The sequence below is a fragment of the uncultured Marinobacter sp. genome, from assembly GCF_947488835.1.
Taxonomy (GTDB): domain Bacteria; phylum Pseudomonadota; class Gammaproteobacteria; order Pseudomonadales; family Oleiphilaceae; genus Marinobacter.
This window is the reverse complement of record NZ_CANLBK010000001.1, coordinates 1,714,265-1,733,539: the sequence shown is the minus strand read 5'-3', so window position 1 is coordinate 1,733,539 and position 19,275 is coordinate 1,714,265. Positions and strand designations below refer to the sequence as shown.

At 54.7% G+C, this 19,275-nt stretch carries 19 protein-coding genes and 1 tRNA gene; 8 read left to right on the top strand and 12 right to left on the bottom strand.

The window, feature by feature from the left end; genetic code table 11:
• Positions 1-47: 47 nt before the first annotated feature.
• Positions 48-1,772, top strand: coding sequence for a diguanylate cyclase (locus tag Q0824_RS08050; RefSeq protein WP_298449146.1), 1,725 nt, complete (start codon positions 48-50; stop codon positions 1,770-1,772).
• 73 nt (positions 1,773-1,845) lie between these two features.
• Here the strand turns inward: Q0824_RS08050 and Q0824_RS08045 are convergent.
• From Q0824_RS08045 to Q0824_RS08030, 4 genes are all read right to left on the bottom strand, one after another.
• Positions 1,846-1,921: transfer RNA gene (locus tag Q0824_RS08045), tRNA-Phe, on the bottom strand.
• A 121-nt stretch (positions 1,922-2,042) separates the two neighbouring features.
• A complete protein-coding gene (locus tag Q0824_RS08040; RefSeq protein WP_298449145.1) occupies positions 2,043-2,315 on the bottom strand; it encodes an oxidative damage protection protein in 273 nt (90 codons plus the stop codon).
• Positions 2,316-2,388: 73 nt separating this feature from the next.
• The gene (gene mutY, locus Q0824_RS08035; protein ID WP_298449143.1) at positions 2,389-3,456 is read right to left on the bottom strand and encodes an A/G-specific adenine glycosylase; all 1,068 of its coding nucleotides are present in this window, start codon (positions 3,454-3,456) and stop codon (positions 2,389-2,391) included.
• Entirely contained in the window at positions 3,453-5,651 is a 2,199-nt protein-coding gene (locus tag Q0824_RS08030; protein WP_298449141.1) for an AsmA family protein, read from the bottom strand. The genes mutY and Q0824_RS08030 overlap by 4 nt, the downstream gene beginning before the upstream one ends.
• 203 nt (positions 5,652-5,854) lie before the next feature.
• Between Q0824_RS08030 and Q0824_RS08025 the strand changes: the two genes are divergently transcribed.
• The 5 genes from Q0824_RS08025 (at position 5,855) to hisF (ending at position 9,241) form a co-directional block, all read left to right on the top strand.
• Positions 5,855-6,316: an SRPBCC family protein gene (locus Q0824_RS08025; RefSeq protein WP_298449139.1), complete on the top strand. Its 462-nt coding sequence runs from the start codon at positions 5,855-5,857 to the stop codon at positions 6,314-6,316.
• A gap of 125 nt (positions 6,317-6,441) precedes the next feature.
• Entirely contained in the window at positions 6,442-7,041 is a 600-nt protein-coding gene (hisB, locus tag Q0824_RS08020; RefSeq protein WP_200202910.1) for an imidazoleglycerol-phosphate dehydratase HisB, read from the top strand.
• 39 nt (positions 7,042-7,080) lie between these two features.
• Positions 7,081-7,722: an imidazole glycerol phosphate synthase subunit HisH gene (gene hisH, locus Q0824_RS08015; RefSeq protein WP_298449136.1), complete on the top strand. Its 642-nt coding sequence runs from the start codon at positions 7,081-7,083 to the stop codon at positions 7,720-7,722.
• A complete protein-coding gene (hisA, locus tag Q0824_RS08010; protein ID WP_298449134.1) occupies positions 7,716-8,453 on the top strand; it encodes a 1-(5-phosphoribosyl)-5-[(5-phosphoribosylamino)methylideneamino]imidazole-4-carboxamide isomerase in 738 nt (245 codons plus the stop codon). The genes hisH and hisA overlap by 7 nt, the downstream gene beginning before the upstream one ends.
• A gap of 14 nt (positions 8,454-8,467) precedes the next feature.
• Entirely contained in the window at positions 8,468-9,241 is a 774-nt protein-coding gene (gene hisF, locus Q0824_RS08005; protein WP_298449132.1) for an imidazole glycerol phosphate synthase subunit HisF, read from the top strand.
• Here hisF and Q0824_RS08000 read toward each other — a convergent pair.
• From Q0824_RS08000 to gpmM, 4 genes are all read right to left on the bottom strand, one after another.
• Positions 9,238-9,984 carry a divergent polysaccharide deacetylase family protein gene (locus Q0824_RS08000; RefSeq protein WP_298449575.1) on the bottom strand — a complete coding sequence of 249 codons (747 nt, stop codon included), beginning with the start codon at positions 9,982-9,984 and terminating at the stop codon, positions 9,238-9,240. The genes hisF and Q0824_RS08000 overlap by 4 nt on opposite strands.
• Positions 9,985-10,076: 92 nt before the next feature.
• The gene (locus Q0824_RS07995; protein ID WP_298449130.1) at positions 10,077-11,474 is read right to left on the bottom strand and encodes a S41 family peptidase; all 1,398 of its coding nucleotides are present in this window, start codon (positions 11,472-11,474) and stop codon (positions 10,077-10,079) included.
• Positions 11,475-11,571: 97 nt separating this feature from the next.
• Positions 11,572-12,714 (bottom strand): peptidoglycan DD-metalloendopeptidase family protein, encoded by a 1,143-nt coding sequence (locus Q0824_RS07990; RefSeq protein WP_298449572.1) that lies wholly within the window; start codon positions 12,712-12,714, stop codon positions 11,572-11,574.
• 20 nt (positions 12,715-12,734) lie between these two features.
• Positions 12,735-14,282, bottom strand: coding sequence for a 2,3-bisphosphoglycerate-independent phosphoglycerate mutase (gene gpmM, locus Q0824_RS07985; RefSeq protein WP_298449129.1), 1,548 nt, complete (start codon positions 14,280-14,282; stop codon positions 12,735-12,737).
• 159 nt (positions 14,283-14,441) lie between these two features.
• On the opposite strand from gpmM, the gene Q0824_RS07980 reads away from it, so the two are divergent.
• Both Q0824_RS07980 and secB read left to right on the top strand, forming a co-directional pair.
• A complete protein-coding gene (locus Q0824_RS07980) occupies positions 14,442-14,858 on the top strand; it encodes a rhodanese-like domain-containing protein (protein WP_298449127.1) in 417 nt (138 codons plus the stop codon).
• 152 nt (positions 14,859-15,010) lie between these two features.
• On the top strand, positions 15,011-15,514 hold the full coding sequence (gene secB / locus Q0824_RS07975) for a protein-export chaperone SecB (protein ID WP_200202903.1): 504 nt from the start codon (positions 15,011-15,013) through the stop codon (positions 15,512-15,514).
• A gap of 53 nt (positions 15,515-15,567) precedes the next feature.
• Here the strand turns inward: secB and trmL are convergent, their stop codons facing one another.
• The 4 genes from trmL to Q0824_RS07955 all read right to left on the bottom strand — a co-directional run bounded on the left by trmL (position 15,568) and on the right by Q0824_RS07955 (position 19,261).
• Positions 15,568-16,044: a tRNA (uridine(34)/cytosine(34)/5-carboxymethylaminomethyluridine(34)-2'-O)-methyltransferase TrmL gene (gene trmL, locus Q0824_RS07970; RefSeq protein WP_298449121.1), complete on the bottom strand. Its 477-nt coding sequence runs from the start codon at positions 16,042-16,044 to the stop codon at positions 15,568-15,570.
• 6 nt (positions 16,045-16,050) lie between these two features.
• On the bottom strand, positions 16,051-17,229 hold the full coding sequence (locus Q0824_RS07965) for an acetyl-CoA C-acetyltransferase (protein ID WP_298449119.1): 1,179 nt from the start codon (positions 17,227-17,229) through the stop codon (positions 16,051-16,053).
• A gap of 130 nt (positions 17,230-17,359) precedes the next feature.
• Complete coding sequence (locus tag Q0824_RS07960; RefSeq protein ID WP_298449117.1) at positions 17,360-18,106, bottom strand: pteridine reductase; 747 nt, start codon at positions 18,104-18,106, stop codon at positions 17,360-17,362.
• 9 nt (positions 18,107-18,115) lie between these two features.
• A complete protein-coding gene (locus Q0824_RS07955; RefSeq protein WP_298449115.1) occupies positions 18,116-19,261 on the bottom strand; it encodes a multifunctional CCA tRNA nucleotidyl transferase/2'3'-cyclic phosphodiesterase/2'nucleotidase/phosphatase in 1,146 nt (381 codons plus the stop codon).
• Positions 19,262-19,275 lie beyond the last annotated feature (14 nt).

Below are 19,275 nucleotides of genomic sequence, written 5' to 3'. Positions count from 1 at the left end.
AAGCGCAGGGCAGGGTTACTTGTTTTGCAAGCACAAGGGCTCTCTCCATGTCGCTCCCGATAATGTTTCCAGCTGCCACTGTATTGGTGCCCGGCAGAATGATTGTGTCCATGTTTTTGCTGTGGGTCGTGAGTATTGCAGCGCACGCTGTGCCAGCCCTGGATGTTAGCGGTGACGAGATCCGCCTGACGGACTTTCCCGTCGGGTACCTTGTCGATAACTCGCAATCGCTGAGTTACGAGACAGTTCGTAAGGAGACTTTTGAAGCCGCAAACAACACCGCCACTCTTGGCACTGGCGCATCGGTAACCTGGCATCGGATTGCGCTGCACAACTCAGGAGCTGAGGAAAAGGCGCTTTATCTGCACATGCCCATGGCGTACCAGGTGCGCGCAATCGAAATTTACGAAGAGCGCTCCCAAGGCGTGGTTGGGCAGGCGGCGGTTGATCTTAACGATGCCAGTGACAACCCATTGATGCATCGAGGGACAATAATCTATCCATTCTCCGTGCCTGCAGGAGAAACTACAGTTTTATTTGTTCGAAGCCAGTTGTACTCACATCAGTGGTTTGCGGCGGAAATATACGACGACAAGCACTCGCGAAAGGCCTTGGTAGGTGGGCATCTGGACATTGCACTACTGGTGGGAATGATGATGGCGTTGGTGTTCTATAACGGCCTGCTCTACTTCGCCACCAGCAAGAAAGAAAACCTGCTTTACTCCCTCTACCTCATTTCGGGTGTTGTCTGGATAGCCCTTTCCTACGGACTGATTGCCAAAGCGTTCAATATGTACGGAGATGCCGTGTTCATATTGAATCTGTCGGTATTTACTATGCCGATTTTTCTTGTTCTCTTCATGATGGTGATTTTCGAGACCCGTGAATTTTACGTTACCGAACATAGAATACTGAAAGTATTGCTGGCCTTGCTGGTCGCAGGCTTCGGTTATGGTTTCTTCGATATTGAAGGGGCTTTAATACCTGCAAGCAGCCTGGCTGCGCTGATGATGGTGGTCACTTTTTCGGTAAGCCTCTCGATATTGCGCAAAGGCCACCCCTTGGCAAAATTCTTTCTCGTGGGGCACAGTTTCTTTGTCGTGTTCAACGGGCTTGCGGTGCTGTTTTACAAAGGCTTGATCGAGCCAAATTACCTCAACAGCCACGGTGTCGGGGTTGGTATCGTGCTGGAAGCGATCACTCTGGCATTTATCATTTCGTACCGAATCAAAGTGCTGGAAGATATCCGGTCCCAGCAGGATGAGCTCAAACGGCAGGCAGCTACTGATCCGCTTACCCAGCTTTATAATCGTCGATATTTCATGGCAGAAGGTGGGTACCTGGTTGAACAGGCCAGAGCTACGGGGGAGCAAGTGTCTGTTATCACCATGGACATCGATCACTTTAAGTTGGTAAACGATACCTACGGACACCATGTCGGAGATCTGGTTTTGAAAGATGTGGCAGATATTTTCCAGAAGTTCAGTCGAGACAGGGATCTGGTTGCCCGCTTCGGCGGCGAGGAATTTATGATTCTTTTACCCGGCGCGGGCCACGCAGAGGCCGAAGGTTGTGCTGAGCGTATTCGCCAAGGCGTTGAGAAACACGTGGTTCAGGCCGGTGATAATGTGAGAATTCGGGTAACTGTGAGTCTGGGTGTTGCACAGGTGAGTAGTGCCACGGAGTCGGTTGAAGATGCCGCCAGAAGGGCTGATAAGGCGCTTTACGAAGCCAAGGCCGGAGGGCGAAACCGCGTGTGCTCTGCGGCTTGAAAACGGTACTGCGAATGATGTGTGCCCAGAAACAACAAAACCCGCACAAGGCGGGTTTCATCTGAATTCTTAATGGTGCCCGGAGGCGGAATCGAACCACCGACACGAGGATTTTCAATCCTCTGCTCTACCGACTGAGCTATCCGGGCAAGTTGCTTTACTGCTATGCAACGGGGCGCTATTAAACCGGTTTCGGTGTAGTGAGTCAAGGCCGGTCCGGAAAAATATCTGATTCTTTTCAGGGTTGGTCAGGCTTTGACCAAACCGGGGTTATTTCTCCGGTGGTACATAGCCTTCGGCTTTGTCGAAAGGTTCGTTGTTAAAGAAATGCTCCATCTGAGCTTGCAGGTACTTGCGGGTGTTCGGGTCTATCAGGCTCAGGTGCTTTTCGTTGATGAGCATGGTTTGCTCGTGCTGCCATTCTTCCCAAGCCTGTTTGGAGATGTTGTCGTAGATGTCCTGACCCCTTGCGCCTGGCATGGGGGGGAAGCTCAGGCCTTCGAGATCTTTCTGGTGTTTACGGCAGAAAACGGTACGGCTCATGATCGCTCCTGTTGTTAAAGATAAGTAAATGGATGATATCAGATAGTGCCGGCTGAGCGGGTGCGCGCTGTTATCACAGCAGGTTGGTCTGTTCCGGGGTTGTGAGCAACGTGCGGATGGGCGCGGGCAAGCCCAGGGTTAGGGCTTCGTGCCGGTGGAGCCATTTCTGCTGGGCATCGTCCTTCACTGAGTTTTGCCTGGTTACATTTAGCCGGGCGGGCTGAATGTGCAGGTGGTAGTGGGAAAAAGTGTGACGAAAACCATCGATCAGCTCCGGCTCTGTGCAATTAACCCCAAGGCTCCTCTCGCAGGCTTCCTGCAGCTCATCTGCACCATAAGCCGGGTCCAACTCTGGCAGGCTCCAAAGCCCACCCCAAATGCCGCTGGGTGGTCGACGTTCCAGCAGAATGCGACCTTCCTGATCTTCAAGTATCACCATCCATGTGGTCTTTTCCGGCTTTGTTTTTTTCGGTTTTGAGCCGGGATAGAGCGTGGCTTCACCTCTGGCGTATGCCGTGCAACCTTGTTGCAGAGGGCAGTCCTCGCAGGCTGGGCGGGTGCGCGTACATACCATGGCGCCGAGGTCCATGATGCCCTGGGTATAGTCCCGAACACGTTCATCGGGTGTGTGTGCTTCTGCGTGTACCCATAACTGCTTTTGTACAGAGGTCTGGCCGGGCCAGCCGGGAACGGCGTGATAGCGCGCCAGTACTCGCTTCACATTGCCATCGAGGATGGCTGCGCGTTTGTTGTGAGCTTGGGCAATAATGGCTGCGGCGGTGGAGCGGCCAATGCCGGTGAGGCTCTCCAGTTCTTCCTGTGTACTTGGGAAGGTGCCACCAAAATCTTCTATAACTGCACGAGCTGCTTTTTGCAGGTTGCGGGCGCGGGCGTAGTAGCCAAGCCCGGACCAGTGGCTGAGCACATCATCCGTTGGCGCCTCCGCCAAGGATTGAACATCCGGGAAGCGCGCCATGAAGGCCTGATAGTAGGGGATAACAGTCGCTACCTGAGTTTGCTGAAGCATGATTTCAGACACCCAAACCCGGTAGGCGGTGCGGTGGTGATGCCACGGCAGGTTATGCCTGCCGTGTTGGTCATACCATTTCAGAAGTTTGTCAGCGAAGCTGTCTGCCGTCACTTGAACAAACCTTTGAGGGCATCCTTTACCTTGTCGCCTGCACCTTCGCCGAGCTTTTCTTCCAGCTTTTCACGTGCCTTTTCCTCAGCTTTATCTTTCGCTCTATCTATTTCTTCGTTGGCTTTCTTCTTCGCGGCATTTGAGGCAATGGTTTTCAGCGTGTCGCGGAAGCGTGAGCCATCAAAGGAGCACAGGCTGGCGGCGCCGGCTGAGAAATCGCCCCGGCATTCCACCGGTATAACCACGTCTTCCACGTACTCGGTTACACGGCAGGCGTTGTCGCGGTGGATGTCGCCTACAATCCGCAGGCCTAGCTCATAATCAACCAGCGTTTGCTTCAGGTCGACGGTGCCTTGGCCTTCCAGTTTCATGCCTGCAAGTGATGCAACCAGGTCGGTGTTGTCAAAGGTGTTGCCGTTGATGTCCAGGGTGCCGTGCATATCGTTGAATGGCGTAGTGTCGCCCCAGTCATCTGCTGTTAGCTCGTCCTGGTTAACCAAAGCAATGCCTTGGCAAGCCAGGTGAGTCAGGTTCATTTTGCGGAACTCGCCTTCCGCAAGATTGAAGCTGATCTGGCCATCAGCTTTGTCTCTCAGAACCGAGATACGGTTGCCCGAGGTAGTGGCATTTATTTTAAGGTTGGCGCCACCGGCAAGCATGGTGATTTCTGCCAGATCTGCCAGCAGGGGAAGGGTCTGCACATTGCTGACATCTGAATTTATGGTCCATTTTGGCGTATCGGTGCGGGCATCAATGGTGGCGTTTGCGCCAAAACTGCCTTCATAGAGTTTGCCGCTGAATTCATCCACTTTCAGCAGGCCTTTGCTGGCGGTTGTGCTGGCCTTGATCTCGTTGATCGACAGGTTGCTTACAATCAGCTCGCCCAGTCCGAAGTCGATATCCAGTAGCAGGCCGCGCAGGGTTTCCAGTGGCAGGAGATCGCTTTCCGGGCCGCCGGCGGTTTGCGCAGGTTCAGCGCTTTTAGCCTCTGCACCCTCAACTGCAGGGGGTAGGTAGCGGTCGGCGTTGAGCGTGTCACCTTGCAAGTCGAACACAATGCCGCCGTTTTCGAGGTTGTAGCTACCCGAACCTTTGAAGGTGGTGTCATCCAGTTTGATCACGAGGTCAGACAACGCAGGTTTGCCTGCGGGGCCGCCGATGTTGGTGGAGAACGCGATGGCCTGCAGGACGGCTTCATCGGTTGTCTCAACCGCAGGTTGTCCCAGGTTTTCGAGCAGATCCTTAAGGGAAAACTCGTTGATGGCCAGCTTGCCTTTCAGGGCTGGCTTGGCGCCGAACCCTTTAACGTCCAGGTTTGTGCTAAGGGTCAGGTTGGCGAGGCTGGCAGTAAAGTCGCTCAGCGTTGCTGTTTCATTTTCCAGGTTTGCATTGGCTGAACCAGACAACTCGGCAGTTACGGATTTGCCACCAAACGGCTCGCCGTTCATTTTGAATTCTGCTTTCAGGCCTGAGACTGCAAAATCGTTCAGCGCCTCGTTGGCTGCAAGGCGTGCCTTTATACTTCCGTCCACGGCGAACTGCGGCTGGGTTGTTTCTACGCGAAAAGCGATTTCCAGCGGAAACTCAGAGCCCAGAGTAATGCTGCTGGCGTTTACCGTGAAATCCTCAAGTGTCACCTTTTGGCCGGTGCTCAGATCGCTGTAGTGCACTTGAGCATTGCTTATCTGCACGTTATCAACATTGAAGTTAAGGGCTTCACCGCCCTGTTCGTCGCCGGTGTCCGTTGCTGGCGTTTGTTCAGGTGTGCTGGCAACATCCTGCTTATCTTTCGCATCGCCTTCTGCCGGCTCCGGCATGATGCGGGTCCAGTTGCCTTCGCCCTGTTCGTTGATGGTCAGGTGGGCGTCGAGCCCGTCGAGTACGAAGGTGTCTACCTGGGGCGACATGGCAATCAGAGACCAGAAGTCGATCTGTGCCACCAATTTTTTCAATGCAACGAGTCGCTCGCCATCCAGGGTGGCCTCAACATCATTCAACTCAAGCCCGAGAGGGATGAAAGACCAACCGATATCGCCTTCCAGAATGAGGTCGAGGTTGGTTTTTTCCTCAACAACTTTTTCGATCTGCGGTTTGTAATCATTTGGGTCGATAACAACCATGGCAATAGCAATCGCGGCAATGGCGAGAACAATTACTGCAACGATGGCGATCAGCACATAACGTATGGCTTTCATGTTTCGGGCGTCCTTTCTTGTTGCGAGAACTGGTGCGATAGCTTTCAGGATTCAAGTCGAATCCGGGTGCGAATAAGCTAAAGGATAACGCAGGGTTAACAAATTAACAGGGTGGGAGTATGACAATGCCGTAGTGTTAGGCCAAAATACCTCCATTGTTTCCGCGCTGAGAATTATTGAATAACCATAAAAAGGAGTTCGCTGTGGCTATTACTGTTTCGATTGAACTGAACCGAGAGCTTGAAATACCGGGCAGCTATGACGAGGTATTCGACCTGCTCGCAGATGTGCCGCGCTCTGCAGCCCATTTCCCCAAAGTGAATAAGCTCACCGACCTGGGCGATAACACCTACCGCTGGGAAATGGAAAAGGTGGGTGTCGACAAGCACGCAATCCAATCTGTATACGCAAGCAAGTATGCTTCAGACAAAGACTCAGGGAAAATTACCTGGGAGCCTGTAAAAGGCGAGGGTAATGGCCTGGTGCGCGGGTCCTGGGTGCTGAAGGCCAAAGGAGATAATGCCACCATTGCAAAATTCCAGACCAGCGCTGAGCTTACGCTGCCGCTGCCCGGGCTTTTGAAACTCGCTATCAGTCCTGTTATCAAGCATGAGTTCAACGGCTTGGTGGACACTTATATGGCGAATCTTAAGAAGGCCTTCTGATTTTTCTGTTCTGACAAACTATTGTTGCGATTAATCCGGTTATGGGACTCCTGAGGGCATAAAAGGTATAATCCCGGAATTGATATTTACCGGCGTTGTGCCACTTAATTTGCTACGGAGTCTCCATGGCCGAACGTAAGGCTCGGGTAGAACGAAATACCCTTGAAACCCAGATCACTGTCGACATTAACCTCGACGGTACCGGCAAATCCAGATTTGATACTGGCGTTCCCTTTCTGGAACACATGATGGAGCAGATTGCCCGTCATGGGATGATGGATCTGGATATCGTTTCCAAAGGCGATTTGCACATAGATGACCACCACACAGTGGAAGACGTTGGCATTACTCTTGGCCAGGCGTTCAAGCAGGCTGTTGGGGATAAAAAAGGCATTTGCCGTTATGGTCATGCTTATGTGCCCATGGATGAAGCCCTTTCTCGCGTTGCGATTGACCTGTCTGGCCGCCCTGGCCTGATTATGGAAGTGCCGTTTACCCGCGCTGTTGTGGGTGGCTTTGATGTGGATCTGTTTGAAGAGTTTTTCCGTGGTTTTATCAACCATGCCATGGTGACCGTGCATATCGATAACCTGCGCGGAAAGAATACCCACCATCAGATTGAGACTGTGTTCAAGGCATTCGGCCGTGCTCTGCGTATGGCCGTTGAAATGGATGAGCGCATGGCAATGGCGGGTGTTACTCCGTCTACCAAGGGTTCGCTGTAAGCTGCCGTTCCAAAGCCACTGAAGGACACAGAACCGACCATGAAAACCGTTGCCATCATAGACTACGGCATGGGTAATCTTCACTCTGCCCGCAAGGCGGTAGAGCATGTAGCCCCGGGTACCAGAGTTCTGGTAACCGACAACGCAGACCAGATTCGTGAAGCCGACCGGGTGATTCTTCCTGGTGTCGGAGCCATACGTGATTGCATGGCGGAAATTCGCCGGCTGGGCGTGGATGAACTGGTGCGCGAAGTGTCCCGCGACCGCCCGTTTCTCGGGATTTGTGTTGGCATGCAGGCGCTAATGTCCCGCAGCGAAGAGAATGGCGGTGTTGACTGCATCGGCCTATTTCCTTCTGAGGTGCGCTATTTTGGCGACAACTTGGTAGAAAACGGTGAACGTTTGAAAGTGCCCCACATGGGTTGGAACGGGGTTTACCATTCGGTTAAGCATCCTCTGTGGCAGGGCATTCCCGATGGCGAGCGCTTCTACTTTGTGCACAGTTACTACGCTGAGGCAGAAGGGAATGCAGACATTGCCGGGCGCAGCCACTACAGCGTCGATCTGGCAGCGGCAGTCGCCCGCAACAATATTTTTGCAGTGCAGTTCCACCCGGAGAAAAGTGCCGGGGCCGGGCTGCAACTTCTCAAAAACTTTACTGACTGGAACGGAACATGCTGATTATTCCCGCCATTGATCTGAAAGACGGCCGGTGCGTGCGGTTGCGCCAGGGCCGTATGGAAGATTACACCGTATTTGGTGGTGACCCGGTTGATATGGCCACCCGTTGGGTGGAAGCCGGTGCCCGCCGTTTGCATCTTGTGGATTTGAACGGCGCTTTTGCAGGCGAGCCGGTTAACGGGGAAATTGTTAAGGCCATTGCCCGCAAATACCCGGATTTACCTATTCAGATTGGCGGTGGCATTCGCTCCGCAGAAACCATTGAGGCCTACCTGAAAGCCGGTGTGCAGTGGGTGATCATCGGCACAAAGGCGGTCAAAGAGCCTGAGTTTGTGACGGAAATGTGCAAGCGTTTTCCCGGTCACATTATTGTGGGCCTGGATGCCAAAGACGGCCGCGTTGCTACAGATGGCTGGGCGGAAGTCTCGGAAGTGATGGCCGTTGATTTGGCCAAGCGATTTGCCAACGATGGTGTTGAATCCATCGTTTACACTGACATCAACCGTGACGGCATGATGCAGGGCGTTAACGTGGAAGCCACCGCAGCTCTGGCTGAGGAAGGCGGCATTCCGGTAATTGCTTCCGGTGGTGTAACCAATATGGATGACCTCAAGCGTTTGGCACCCGTTGCCCATAAAGGCATCATCGGCGCGATCACCGGCCGGGCGATTTATGAAGGCACGCTGGATGTTGCTGAAGCCCAGGCATACTGCGACTCCCTGAAAGGCTGAACAAGGCAGATATTATGACACTGGCAAAACGCATTATTCCCTGCCTGGATGTGGACAAGGGGCGCGTTGTAAAAGGCGTGAACTTTGTGGATATCCGGGACGCCGGCGACCCGGTAGAAGTGGCTCGCCGCTATAACGAGCAGGGCGCCGACGAGATCACCTTTCTGGATATCACCGCAAGCAGTGAAAGCCGCGATACCACCTATGAAATGGTTGAGCGCATGGCGGCCGAAGTCTTCATTCCGCTGACTGTTGGCGGTGGTGTTCGTGCCGTTGAGGATATTCGTAAGCTGCTAAATGCCGGCGCAGACAAGGTGGCGATAAATACCGCGGCTGTGTTCAACCCGGAGCTGGTAAAAGAAGCCGCAGAGCGGTTTGGCAGCCAGTGCATTGTGGTTGCGATTGATGCCAAGCAGGTAAGTGCTGAAGGTGAAACGCCGCGCTGGGAGATCTTTACCCATGGCGGGCGCAAGCCGACAGGGCTGGATGCTGTGGAATGGGCGCGCAAAATGGTAGAAATGGGTGCCGGCGAGCTTTTGCTTACCAGCATGGATAGAGATGGAACCAAAATCGGTTTTGATCTGGGCCTGACTCGTGCAGTGAGTGATGCGGTATCCGTTCCTGTAATCGCGTCAGGCGGTGTGGGCGAGCTTCAGCATCTCGCAGACGGCGTTACCAGAGGCGGCGCAGATGCGGTGTTGGCAGCTTCGATATTCCACTTCGGTGAGCACACCATTCCCGAAGCAAAGGCCTTCATGAGGGCCCAGGGAATTGAAGTCCGGGATTAGTCTTTCTTGGCAAAGGCAGGTCGTATGGTCTGCTTTTCCCCTTCTGCAAACATTTTCTGGTTATTGTTGCGAATAGCCCAAAGTCCGCTGACCGTGGCAATAGCGATACCTTGCTCATCCAGCAGGGGCAGATGCTTTTCCAGATAATCCACAGTCACGGTATGCGGGTGGCCAATGCCAATTGCGCTGCCGTTTTCCTTCGCTTGCCGAATCAATTCCTTGAATTGCCGATCTACAAACTCTTCCGTTTGCTCGTGATCGAGAAATACGTCCCGGGTCATTGTGGGAATCTGGTAAGCCGTGGCGACGTCACCTGCAACGGATGATGCAATGGTGCGGCTGTCGACAAAATAGACCGGGTAGCGGTACAGCTCCTTCATAACCCAGTCCATAGGTTTCAACTGCTGGGTTAGCAGGCTGCCCATGTGATTGTTCACCCCTTGCACGTAGGGGATGGATTGCAAAGCACGGCGCAGGGTTATGGTTGTCGCCGGCTCGTCCATATCCGGCGTTAGGCCGCCCGGCCCAAGGCTGAAGTTCCGGGTGTTGGCCATAGGTATGTGCAGCATGATTTCTTTGCTGCGACTATGTGCCAGGCGCGCGAGCGGGTCTGTGTGCCGGCGATAGGGCAGGAAAGCCAGAGTAAGCGGCTGGTCCAGATTGGCCAGGCGCTCGCCCTCGTGCAGGTTGTGCCCCATGTCATCAATAATGATGGCGATGGTAGGCGGAACATCCTGCGCCATTGGCTCTGCTGCTGCACTTGCAGCAACGCCCACCAAGGTAGCCAGAGCCAGTCTGGCCAGTAAGGTGGCCGGAGTTAAGCGAGAGAATGCCTTCACTGTGCTGCGTCGGCTCCCTTACGGTTCAGAATGCTCAGTCCTTTCAGCAGATTAAGTGCTGACCGTAGCTGATAATCCCTGTCTGCTATGGAGCCAGGCTGATCTTCGCTCTTCGATTGTTTGTCTTTGTTTTCCGTTTCTTCGTCCTGGCCTATCAGGTGGCCACTCAGATCCGCTTCAGTAAAGAACGGGCGGCTATCCAGTTCTTTCAGTTCGGCCGGTTTTACTTCAATGTCTGGCTTAATGCCAGTGGCCTGTATGGAGCGACCGTCGGGGGTGTAATAGCGCGCCGTTGTCATTTTGATGGCGTGGGTTTCATCCAGCGGGATAACAGTCTGAACGCTGCCCTTGCCAAAGGACTGTGTGCCCATGATGACGGCTCGCTTGTGATCCTGCAGGGCACCGGCAACAATTTCAGATGCAGACGCCGAGCCGCCGTTGATCAATACAACAATGGGCGTCCCGGCCATCAGATCGCCGTTTTTGGCGCTGAACCGAAGGCGTGAGCTCTGAATTCTGCCTTCGGTGTACACAATCAGCCCTTCATCCAGCAGAGCGTCAGCGGTTGCTACTGCCGCCTGCAATACACCGCCTGGGTTGTTGCGAAGGTCTATTACCAGCCCGTCCAGATCGCCGTCGTGCTCTTCTTTCAGTTTGTTAAGGGCTTTCGAAAACTGCCCGCCGGTTTCAGCCTGGAATTGAGTCACGCGCACATAACCGTAGCCGTTTTCGATCATGCGGCTCTTCACGCTGGTTACCTTGATAACTGCGCGCTCAACATCAATCTCTACGGGGCCGCTCTGGCCCTCACGCATGATGGTCAGCGTAAGGATGGTGCCAGGCTTGCCGCGCATAAGTTGAACGGATTCTTCCAGGCTCATGCCTTTTACGGGCTTTTCATCAAGCTTAATAATCAGATCACCTGCCTGAACGCCGGCCTGTTGCGCGGGTGTGTCATCAATGGGGGCGATAACCTTTATAAAGCCATTCTCCATGCCCACTTCAATGCCCAGGCCGCCGAACTCGCCAGAGGTGCTTTCCTCCAGCTCTTCATAGTCCTTGGGCGCCAGGTAAGTAGAGTGCGGGTCGAGATCGGATAGCATGCCTTTGATGGCGCTTTCCAGCAGTTGGCGATCGTCTACTTCTTCCACGTAGGCTGCCTTGATGCGGCTGAAAACCTCGGTGAATTTGCGCAGATCGTCCAGGGGCAGTTGTTTTTCCGGGTCCGGCAGCGTGATTTCAACACGCTCCCCGTCCTGAATACCTTCCAGTACCTGGGGGCTATCTGCCGCGTAATCCTGGGCGAATGCAAACCCGGGTAGGGAGATGAAACAGGCGGTGAGGATGGCTGAGCGCAAAGGTGAGGCTTGGAGTGTACATCGGACCCGTTTCATTCACATATCCCGTGGTTATTCCGGTAGTTGGGCTGAACCTGCTATATCCCGACAGTATGGCGTCAGCGGGCCCATTTGTCAGCCCCGCTGCGGATGCTCAGTTAGTCAGCCAGCGCCCCGGGTTATCCGGTTTGCCATTATGTCGAACTTCAAAATAGAGTGCCGGCGCTTCGGTTCCGCCTGTGCGGCCCGCTTGTGCAATGGCTTCCCCTGCTGCAACCCAGTCTCCAGGGCTGGTGAACAGGCTACTGCTGTGGCCATAGAGTGTCATGTAGCCATCTCCATGATCAATAATTGTTATCAGACCAAAGCCTCGGAGCCAGTTAGCAAATACAACCCGACCATAATGAATGGCTTTGATTTCGGCTTCTTCCCCGGTCTGAATGATCAACCCGTTCCTGCTTAGTTTGCCATCTGCGTATTTTTCGCCAAAACGACTGACTACCTTGCCTTGTGCAGGCCATGGCAGCTTTTTGCGTAGCGACTGGAAAGGCGCGGATTCATTGGGAGATGGAATGCTGGCGATGGCTTGCTGAACTTCGGAAAGCAGTTTTTCCAGCCGCTTGCGATCGGATTCCAGCTCATCCTTTTCGCTGCGGTGGCTGCGGATGTCCTGGTCAAGCGCAGCGAGCGTCTTTTGGCGCTCCAGGCGAGAGGCTTTTAGCGCTTGCTGGCGTTTAATGACCCCTTCCTCTGCGCTCGCAAGTTCGGCGCGGGTGCTTTGCACGGCGGCTTGCGTGACCTTGAGTTCCTCCAGGTTCTTATGGAAGGTTTCCAGGCGCCGCACTGTGTCCCGGCTGAGGTATTCGTAATAGGTCATGGTCCGGGCAATGTTGTCCGGATCGATTTCGTTGAGTAGCACTTTCACGGCGGGAGCGTCGCCTTCCATCCATGCGGTGCGTATCTGCTTCTTCAGGCTTTCTCTCTGGCGCTCCAGAGTGCGCGCCAGTTGCCGTTCTTCACTTTGCAACGTAGCCAGCTGCTGTTGCTGCTCTTTTACCTGTTCCCGCAGAGATCTGCGCTCGTGAGTCAGCCGGCTGATGGTGCGTTCAGCCGCAGCCAGCTGCCGCTCCAGGGCGGAGCGGTCCTTTTCAGCGTCCGCCAGCCATTTGTCGATTCCCTCAATGCGTTTTTTGAGGGCTTCGATCTGAGCTGGCGTTACCTCTTTCCCAAACGCTAATGGCGCAGCAGCACCCACCAGAAACGTGAGTGCCAGCGTCAGTGCCGCCGTCAGTCGCAATGCTGTAGCCTGTTTCCGGATCAACCGATTTTAACCAGGCTGTGCCCGGTCATTTCCTTTGGCAGTTCCAGCCCCATCAATGCGAGCAGGGTGGGGGCTACATCGCTCAGGCTGCCGTCATCACTCAGGCTTACCTCGCGGCTACCTGTGTAGACAAGAGGTACGGGCCCAATGGTGTGTGCTGTATGAACCTGACCAGATTCAGGGTCAGTCATCTGTTCGCAGTTGCCGTGGTCGGCTGTTATCAGTGCCTGACCATCTACTTCTTCCAGCGCCTCGACTATTCGCTGTAAGCAATGATCCAGGCACTCTACGGCTTTTACGGCTGCATCCAGTTTGCCGGTATGGCCCACCATGTCACCGTTTGCGTAGTTGCATACCACCAGATCATATTTTCCACTCTTGATGGCTTCTACCAGCTTGTCTGTAACTTCTGGTGCGCTCATCTCAGGCTGTAGATCGTAGGTTGCCACTTTCGGGGATGGCACCAGAATTCTGTCTTCGCCCGCAAAAGGTGTTTCCTGCCCACCGTTAAAGAAGAAAGTGACGTGGGCATATTTCTCGGTTTCGGAAATGCGAAGCTGTGTTTTACCGAGCCCCGCCAGATACTCGCCCAAACCGTTGACCAGTTGCTCCGGCGGGTAAGCGCAGGAGGTTTTGATATCTGCCGCGTACTCGGTGAGCATTACAAAGTCTGCGAGCCTCGGGTGTTTCTTGCGTTCAAACCCTTCAAAGCCTTCGTCTACAAATGTGCGTGTGATCTCACGCGCCCGGTCAGCCCGGAAGTTCATAAACAGAACCGCATCGCCATCATTGATTGTGGCGGCACGCTCTCCGGCGCTTTGAATCAGGGTTGGTTTGACGAATTCGTCATTCTCGCCGCGCTCGTATGCCTGCTCCAGACCTGAAACGGGGTCGGTAGCTATGAAATCAGACTCGCCTAGCGTCATCAGGTTGTAGGCAGCTTCCACCCTGTCCCAGCGGTTGTCTCTGTCCATAGCGAAATAGCGGCCTACAATGGAGGCCACCCGGCCTACGCCCAGGCTTTTTAGCCTTGCCGCAGCCTTCTCCAGGGATGGGCGAGCACTGCGGGGTGGCATGTCGCGGCCATCGAGGAATGCGTGAATATATACTTCTTTCGCACCTCGAGCGGCTGCGAGCTCGGCGGCGGCGAGCACGTGGTCTTCATGGCAGTGAACGCCGCCGGGAGAGAGCAGTCCCATAAGATGAACGGCGCCGCCATTGCTGATGGCTTTGTCGATTGCTGCGCAAAGAACCTTGTTTTCGTTAAAGGTTCCTTCCTCAATATCCTTGTCGATGCGTGTCAGACTCTGATAAACCACGCGACCCGCGCCAAGATTCATGTGGCCGACTTCGGAATTGCCCATCTGGCCCTGGGGCAGGCCTACAAACATACCGGAGGTGTTGATGAGGGTTTTAGGTCTGGATGCCCAGAGCTTGTCCCAAAAAGGCGTATTGGCGTTGCTGATGGCGTTGTCTTCAGCGGGGTTACGGTGGCCCCAGCCGTCTAGAATTATCAGTGCTGTCGGCTTGCGCAATGCTGTCATCATTCAGTCCGGAGGTAGAGTTGCAGTAAATTTACAGAAGTAGGCGTGAAGCTTATCCATTTTTACACTTTGAGGCCACAGTCGTCACCTGTATGGTCGCCTTCTGTCCGGCGTGCAGGCTGTGTATAATCCGCCCAAACTTATTTTCAGGGTAACCTCATGGATCGGTTGTTTGAATTCGTCGTTAACCACTACATTCTCGCTTCGCTGTTTGTAGCCTTTCTGATCGCTATTCTTGTGTTGGAGTCCCGGCGCGGTGGTGCCAAGATTTCTGCCCAGGGCGCTGTTAGTCTGATCAACCGGGACGAAGCCATAGTGGTGGATATCCGTGACCGCAAAGAGTTCGGCGAGGGCCGCATTACCGGTTCAATCAATATTCCGCTGAGCAGCCTTAAAGGCCGAGCTGCCGAGTTGAACAAGCACAAGAGCAAGCAGATTATTGTGGCGGACAAGATGGGCCAGCATTCCGCCATGGCCGTCAAGCAGCTGAACGCAGAAGGGTTCACGAATGTGGTGCGACTCAATGGCGGAGTCAGCGACTGGAAGGCCAGCAATTTGCCGCTGGTAAAGAAGTAGCAGCGTCAGCATAACTTGATCTGAGCGCCGATCTGCCGCACTGTTTCACATAACAGATCGCCGCCAGGCAGTAGACTGTCACGGCAGATGTAACTATAACAACGGGCCCTGAGCCCTCTCTACGACTCCCTACTAAAGCAAAAGGACTTAACATGGCTGAGAATCCGCAAGCCGCCGCAGGCAACGAAAACCAGAATCAAGCGCAGTTTGCGCTTCAGCGTATCTACGTGAAGGATCTGTCTTTTGAGTCCCCGAATTCACCGGTGGTATTTCAGGAGCAGTGGAAGCCGCATGTAAACCTCGATCTGAATACCGCTCACACAAAAGTGAGTGACAACCAGTACGAAGTTGTTCTATCGCTGACCGTTACGGCGAAAATTGACGACAAAGTTGCTTACATTGTCGAGATTCAGCAGGCGGGTGTGTTCCTGGTTTCTGGTATTGACGGGCCGCAGCTTGGCCAGATGCTGGGAGCCTATTGCCCCACCATTCTGTTCCCCTATGCCCGTGAAGCAATTGATGGTGTTGTTAACAAGGGCAGCTTCCCGGCGTTGATGCTGGCGCCTGTTAACTTCGACGCTATCTATGCTCAGGCATTGCAGCGCAAGCAGGAAGAGGCAGCCGGTGAAGCCGGTGCCGAGCAGAAAACTCACTAAGCGTTTTGCTCTATCCTGATTAAAAAAACCCGGCAACTGCCGGGTTTTTTTGCTTATGACGTGCTGTGTGGTGAGCCCTCGAACCCTAGCTGCCTCCAGGCTTCGTAGACCACCAAAGCGGCCGTATTGGAAAGGTTCAAACTTCGGCTATTTGGGCACATAGGCACCTTCAGGCAGTGCTCTGAAGATAAACCCTCGCGTACATCCTCTGGCAGGCCGCGGGTTTCCGGGCCGAACATCAGGTAGTCACCTTCCTGATAGGCCACCTCGTGATAATAACGGTGGCCTTTTGTGGTAAGGCCAAACAAGCGCCTGGGCTGCTCGCTGTCGAGGAACGCCTGATAGTTCTTGTGCACTTTTACTGTGGCGTATTCGTTATAGTCCAGGCCCGCACGCCGCATCTGCTTGTCCTCCAGAGTGAATCCTAGAGGCTCAATCAGATGCAGGTTGCAGCCGGTGTTGGCGCACAGGCGGATGATATTGCCCGTATTGGGCGGTATCTCCGGCTCGTACAGCACCACATTCAGCATTCGGCTTTAGCGCTCGACTGCAAGGGCAACGCCCATGCCGCCGCCGATGCACAGAGTCGCCAGGCCTTTGTGGGCATCACGGCGTACCATTTCGTGCAAAAGTGAAACCAGTATGCGGCAGCCCGAAGCGCCAATGGGGTGGCCCAGAGCAATGGCGCCGCCGTTGACGTTTACCTTGTTGGTATCCCAGCCCATATCGCGGTTTACGGAGATAGCTTGGGCCGCAAAGGCTTCGTTGGCTTCAACCAGGTCGAGATCGTCAACGCTCCAGCCCGCCAGTTTCAGGCAGCGTTGGCTGGCAGGAATTGGGCCGGTGCCCATAATAGTGGGGTCTACGCCGGCATTGGCGTGGGCTTTGATGGTTGCCAGAGGTGTCAGGCCCAGCTCTTTTGCCTTGTCGGCGCTACACACCAGAACAGCTGCCGCGCCATCGTTCAGGGATGAAGCGTTGCCTGCGGTCACCGTGCCGTCCTTTTTGAACGCCGGGCGAAGCTTGCCCAGGCCCTCGCCGGTTACGCCGTCGCGGGGCCCTTCATCTTTGCTCACTACAACCGGGTCGCCTTTACGCTGGGGAATAGAAACCGGCACGATTTCGCCATCAAAGCGACCGGCTTCTCTGGCGGCAACCGCTTTTTGTTGAGAGGCTGCTGCGAACTCGTCCTGCTCTTCGCGGCTGATGCCGTATTTCTCAACTATATTCTCTGCAGTGATGCCCATGTGGTAGTCGTTGAAGGCATCCCAGAGGCCGTCTGTGACCATGGTGTCGATCATGGTCCAGTTACCCATGCGCTGGCCATTGCGGCTGTTGGGCAGCACGTGGGGCGACTGGCTCATGTTTTCCTGACCGCCCGCAATAATCATTTCAGCATCGCCACAGCGAATTGACTGAACGGCCATATGAACGGCTTTGAGGCCGGAGCCGCACACCTTGTTGATGGTTATAGCGGGTACAGAAGCGGGCAGCCCAGCGTTGATGGCCGACTGGCGTGCCGGGTTCTGGCCGGAGCCTGCGGTCAGGACCTGCCCCAGAACGACTTCATCGATCTGGTTGCCGGCAACACCGGTTTCTTCCAGAAGTGCTTTGATAACAGCGGTGCCGAGCTGATCCGCACGAAGGCTGGAAAGGCCTCCGCCAAATGCTCCAATAGCTGTACGCCGAGCGGCAACGATGACGACATCACGCATAGGAAATCTCCAGTCAGGTGAGTGTGCTTCGGCAGGGCGCTGTAACAAGCCTTGCTCACACAGAGTATAAAGTTGCGCGCATTGTAGCCGGAAAGGACGAGCGGGCAAAAGCGTAGGCCCAAACCTCGGCCTACATGTTAAGGCTGCGGCCGCCGTCGACGGAAATGATTTGGCCGGTGATAAATGGCGCCTCGGCTAGCAGAAACACGATGGTGCGGGCGATATCGTCCGGTGTACCGGTTTGGTTGAGGGGCGTTTTTGCCAGTATTATACTTTGGTAGTCCGCATCAACGGCCGCGTCGCCCTCGGGCCAGAGAATGGCACCGGGAGACACGCCATTCACCCGCACCTCTGGAGCCAGATCTTTGGCCCAGGCGCGGGTGAGCGCCGCGAGCCCTGCTTTGCTGGCGCAATAGAGTGGGTGGTCTGCCAGCGGCTTTTCACTGTAGATATCAATGAGATTTACGACACTGCCTGAGCTAGCCTGCAAAGCCGGAAGGCACGCCTGCAGCAAAAAGAATGGCGCCCTCAGATTGGTGTGCATGATGCTGTCCCAATCGTCTTCCGTGGCTTCAGGCGTCGGGTTTGGGTAAAACACCGATGCGTTGTTAATCAGTGCATCCAGCCGCCCCCACTGAGCCGTGGCTTCGGTACCCAGGTGCCTGGTGTCGGAGGTGTTGCTCAAGTCCGCTTGCAGTGCCACGGCAGAGTTTGGCCGCTGCTGATTCATTGATTCAACAAGGCTGAGGGCCTGATCTTCGCGGCTACGATAATGGATGACGATGTTCCAGCCCCGCTCATGCAGCATTTGCGCAGTGCGAGCGCCAAGGCGGTGGGCCGAACCGGTAATCAGGGCGACAGGCGCATGTTCAGGCATGGTGGTTCCTCAGGATAGTGAGCTGCATAGTGCCTGACTTATACGTGCCAAACGTTCGCGCCGGATTGCATCGCCCAGCTCTTTGCCTGAAAAGCCTTGGTCCATCAGCATTTTCGGGTCAATGCCTGATGCAGCCTTTGCTGCATTATTCAGTGCTTCCAGTTGTAACCGATTCGTGGTGCCAAGAGTGCATTCAAGCACATTGATCAATCCCTCAAACCGTTCTGGTCGCCGCCATAAATCGGCCTTCTCCAATAGCGCTAGCAGGGTGTTCGAAGGACTGCCGGCACCAACACGGGTATCTGGCTGTAGCGGTTTGAGCTGTTGCAGTGTGGGAATAAAGATCATGGTCAGCCGGGCAAGCTGTTGGCAGTCGTTGGGTGCTTTCAGTGCCTTGGCTCTTGCTGTGCCACCAGGTTCATCAAGTGTGCAAAACAGCGAAGCAAAGCGCTCTGCTGTTGAGCCATTTCTGGCGTGAATCCTTTGCAGGGCGTTAATGGCTGCGCTGAAGTGCGCCTCCGGTGAAAGTTCTGGAATCAACACGTCGAGTGCGCCGCAGTCTCTCAACACCTGAAAAAACGTCCCGGGGGCATTTTCGTGCAGGGCCCGCTGAATCTCCTGCCATACCCGCTCAGGCACCAGATGTCCCACTTCGCCCTCGGCAACCATAGAACGCATGAGTTCCATGGTTTCTGCACTAACACGAAAACCCAGAGGCTGAAAACGCGCCGCAAACCGCGCGGTTCGCAAAATTCTCAGGGGGTCTTCTTTGAAGGCCAGTGAAACGTGGCGCAGCTCTCTTGCCTCAAGATCTTTGCGTCCATCAAAGGGGTCGCTCAGATCGCCCTGTTCGGAGCGCGCCATGGCGTTGATGGTGAGATCCCTGCGCAGCAGGTCTTCTTCCAGCGTGACATCCGGGGCGCTGTAGACTGAGAAGCCATGATAGCCATGCCCTTGCTTGCGTTCTGTGCGGGCGAGGGCGTATTCCTCATGGGTTTTCGGGTGCAGGAATACGGGGAAGTCTGATCCTACCTGGGTAAAGCCAAGGGCAAGCATTTGTTCCGGGGTTGCACCGACAACTACCCAGTCCCGATCTTTAACGTTCAGGCCCAGTAGTTCATCGCGAACAGCGCCGCCAACCAGATAGGTTTGCATGGAGAGTTCGGTTC

What these genes read in the sequence shown, in the direction of transcription:
- Q0824_RS07995 (WP_298449130.1), bottom strand. Translation starts at nt 11,474, where the DNA reads ATGAAACGGGTCCGATGTACACTCCAAGCCTCACCTTTGCGCTCAGCC.
- gpmM (WP_298449129.1), bottom strand. Translation starts at nt 14,282, where the DNA reads ATGACAGCATTGCGCAAGCCGACAGCACTGATAATTCTAGACGGCTGG.
- Q0824_RS07965 (WP_298449119.1), bottom strand. Translation starts at nt 17,229, where the DNA reads ATGCGTGATGTCGTCATCGTTGCCGCTCGGCGTACAGCTATTGGAGCA.
- hisB (WP_200202910.1), top strand. Translation starts at nt 6,442, where the DNA reads ATGGCCGAACGTAAGGCTCGGGTAGAACGAAATACCCTTGAAACCCAG.
- Q0824_RS07960 (WP_298449117.1), bottom strand. Translation starts at nt 18,106, where the DNA reads ATGCCTGAACATGCGCCTGTCGCCCTGATTACCGGTTCGGCCCACCGC.
- hisA (WP_298449134.1), top strand. Translation starts at nt 7,716, where the DNA reads ATGCTGATTATTCCCGCCATTGATCTGAAAGACGGCCGGTGCGTGCGG.
- Q0824_RS08050 (WP_298449146.1), top strand. Translation starts at nt 48, where the DNA reads ATGTCGCTCCCGATAATGTTTCCAGCTGCCACTGTATTGGTGCCCGGC.
- secB (WP_200202903.1), top strand. Translation starts at nt 15,011, where the DNA reads ATGGCTGAGAATCCGCAAGCCGCCGCAGGCAACGAAAACCAGAATCAA.
- Q0824_RS08030 (WP_298449141.1), bottom strand. Translation starts at nt 5,651, where the DNA reads ATGAAAGCCATACGTTATGTGCTGATCGCCATCGTTGCAGTAATTGTT.
- Q0824_RS08040 (WP_298449145.1), bottom strand. Translation starts at nt 2,315, where the DNA reads ATGAGCCGTACCGTTTTCTGCCGTAAACACCAGAAAGATCTCGAAGGC.
- Q0824_RS07980 (WP_298449127.1), top strand. Translation starts at nt 14,442, where the DNA reads ATGGATCGGTTGTTTGAATTCGTCGTTAACCACTACATTCTCGCTTCG.
- Q0824_RS07955 (WP_298449115.1), bottom strand. Translation starts at nt 19,261, where the DNA reads ATGCAAACCTATCTGGTTGGCGGCGCTGTTCGCGATGAACTACTGGGC.
- hisH (WP_298449136.1), top strand. Translation starts at nt 7,081, where the DNA reads ATGAAAACCGTTGCCATCATAGACTACGGCATGGGTAATCTTCACTCT.
- Q0824_RS08000 (WP_298449575.1), bottom strand. Translation starts at nt 9,984, where the DNA reads ATGGCGCAGGATGTTCCGCCTACCATCGCCATCATTATTGATGACATG.
- hisF (WP_298449132.1), top strand. Translation starts at nt 8,468, where the DNA reads ATGACACTGGCAAAACGCATTATTCCCTGCCTGGATGTGGACAAGGGG.
- trmL (WP_298449121.1), bottom strand. Translation starts at nt 16,044, where the DNA reads ATGCTGAATGTGGTGCTGTACGAGCCGGAGATACCGCCCAATACGGGC.